The sequence below is a fragment of the Cellulomonas sp. genome (assembly GCF_036279715.1).
GTDB lineage: Bacteria > Actinomycetota > Actinomycetes > Actinomycetales > Cellulomonadaceae > Cellulomonas_A.
Genome location: NZ_DASUIR010000175.1, coordinates 1 through 2,235, shown reverse-complemented (window position 1 = coordinate 2,235; position 2,235 = coordinate 1). Strand labels below are relative to the sequence as shown.

The window sequence follows — 2,235 nt, the reverse complement described above, 5'->3', positions numbered from 1 at the left end:
ACGGCGACCTGTTCGCCGACGCCCTGGACGCCCTGAAGGTCAAGCGCGGCGCGGCGACCGACGTCGAGCTCACGGCCGAGGACCTGACCGGCCTGGTCGAGCAGTACAAGGCGATCGTCAGCGATGTGTCCGGACGTGACTTCCCGCAGCACCCGCGCGAGCAGCTCGACCTCGCGATCACCGCCATCTTCGAGTCGTGGAACACCGACCGGGCGCGGCTGTACCGGCGTCGTGAGCGCATCTCCGACGACCTCGGCACGGCCGTGAACGTCGTGAGCATGGTGTTCGGCAACCTGGGCCCGGACTCGGGCACCGGCGTGTGCTTCACGCGCGACCCGGCGACCGGCAAGGTCGGCGACTACGGCGACTACCTGCCGAACGCCCAGGGCGAGGACGTCGTCGCGGGCATCCGCAACACGCTGTCCCTCGCGGACTTTGAGAAGCTCGACCCGCAGTCGTTCGCGGACCTGCGCCAGGCCATGCGCCGGCTCGAGACGCACTACCGCGACCTGTGCGACATCGAGTTCACGGTCGAGCGCGGCAAGCTGTGGATGCTGCAGACGCGCGTCGGCAAGCGCACCGCCAACGCGGCGTTCCGCATCGCGACCCAGCTCGTCGACGAGCACCTCATCACCATGGACGAGGCGCTCGAACGCGTGACCGGTCAGCAGCTCAGCAACCTGATGTTCCCGCAGTTCGACGCCGCGGCGTCGCGCACCCTGCTCGCCACGGGCATGGCCGCGTCGCCGGGGGCCGCCGTCGGGCAGATCGTGTTCGACTCGAAGACCGCACAGGCGTGGGCGGCCGAGGGCAAGGACGTCATCCTCGTCCGCCGCGAGACCAACCCGGACGACCTGGGCGGCATGATCGCGGCCGTCGGGGTCCTCACGTCACGTGGCGGGAAGACCTCGCACGCGGCGGTCGTCGCGCGTGGCATGGGCACGACCTGCGTCGTGGGCGCCGAGGCGCTCGACGTCGACGCGGTCGGTCGCACGGTCCACGTCGGCAAGCGCGTCCTGAAGGAGGGCGAGGTCGTCGCCATCGACGGCTCGACCGGCGAGGTGTTCCTCGGGTCGGTTCCCGTCGTGCCGTCGCCCGTCGTCCAGTACCTCGAGGAGGGGCTCGACGCAGCGCTCGAGCACACCGACGACGAGGACACGATCGTGCTCGTCCGTGCCGTCGACAGGATCCTCAAGCACGCGGACAGCGTGCGCCGGCTCGACGTGCACGCCAACGCCGACACGGCCGACGACGCGCACCGCGCACGGGTCTGGGGCGCGCAGGGGATCGGCCTGTGCCGCACCGAGCACATGTTCCTCGGCGACCGCCGCGTGCTCATCGAGCGCGTCGTCCTCGCCCGGGAGGACGACGAACGCCAGGCCGCCCTCGACGCGCTGCTCCCGTTGCAGCGTGCGGACTTCATCGACATCCTCCGCGAGATGGACGGGCTGCCGACGACGATCCGGCTCATCGACCCCCCGCTGCACGAGTTCCTCCCCGACCTCACCGCACTGTCCGTCCGCGTCGCGCTCGCGACCGACCGGCGCGAGCGCGGTGAGCTGAAGGAGACGCAGGAGGAGTTCGACCACGACGTCCAGCTGCTGGCGGCGGTCGAGCGCATGCACGAGGCCAACCCGATGCTCGGCCTGCGCGGCGTGCGGCTCGGGCTCGTCGTGCCCGGGCTGTTCGCCTTGCAGATCCGCGCCATCGCCGAGGCCCACGCGACCCGGCTCAAGGAAGGCGGCCACCCGCGCGCGGAGATCATGGTGCCGCTCGCTGCGTCGGTCATGGAGCTGCGCCTCGTGCGCGACGAGGCCGAGGCGATCCTGGCCGAGGTCGCGAAGGCCGAGGGCGTCGAGCTGGACATCGCCATCGGAGCGATGATCGAGCTGCCGCGCGCGGCCCTCACGGCCGGCCGGATGGCGGGCGAGGCCGAGTTCTTCTCGTTCGGCACCAACGACCTGACCCAGACCACCTGGGGCTTCTCGCGTGACGACGTGGAGAGCGCGTTCTTCGCCGAGTACACGGACCTGGGCGTCATCGCCGTGTCGCCGTTCGAGACGATCGACCAGACCGGCGTCGGCCGGCTGGTCCGCATCGCCGTCGAGGAGGGCCGGGCCGCACGGCCCGACCTGACGATCGGTGTGTGTGGCGAGCACGGCGGCGACCCGGAGTCGGTGCACTTCTTCGACGAGGTCGGGCTCGACTACGTGTCGTGCTCGCCGTTCCGGGTGC

At 71.1% G+C, this 2,235-nt stretch carries 1 protein-coding gene; it reads left to right on the top strand.

Features of this window, described 5'->3' with window-relative positions; all coding sequences use genetic code 11:
• Positions 1–2,235, top strand: a 2,235-nt coding sequence (gene ppdK / locus VFW79_RS16450) for a pyruvate, phosphate dikinase (protein ID WP_329678363.1), incomplete at both ends; no start/stop codon positions are given.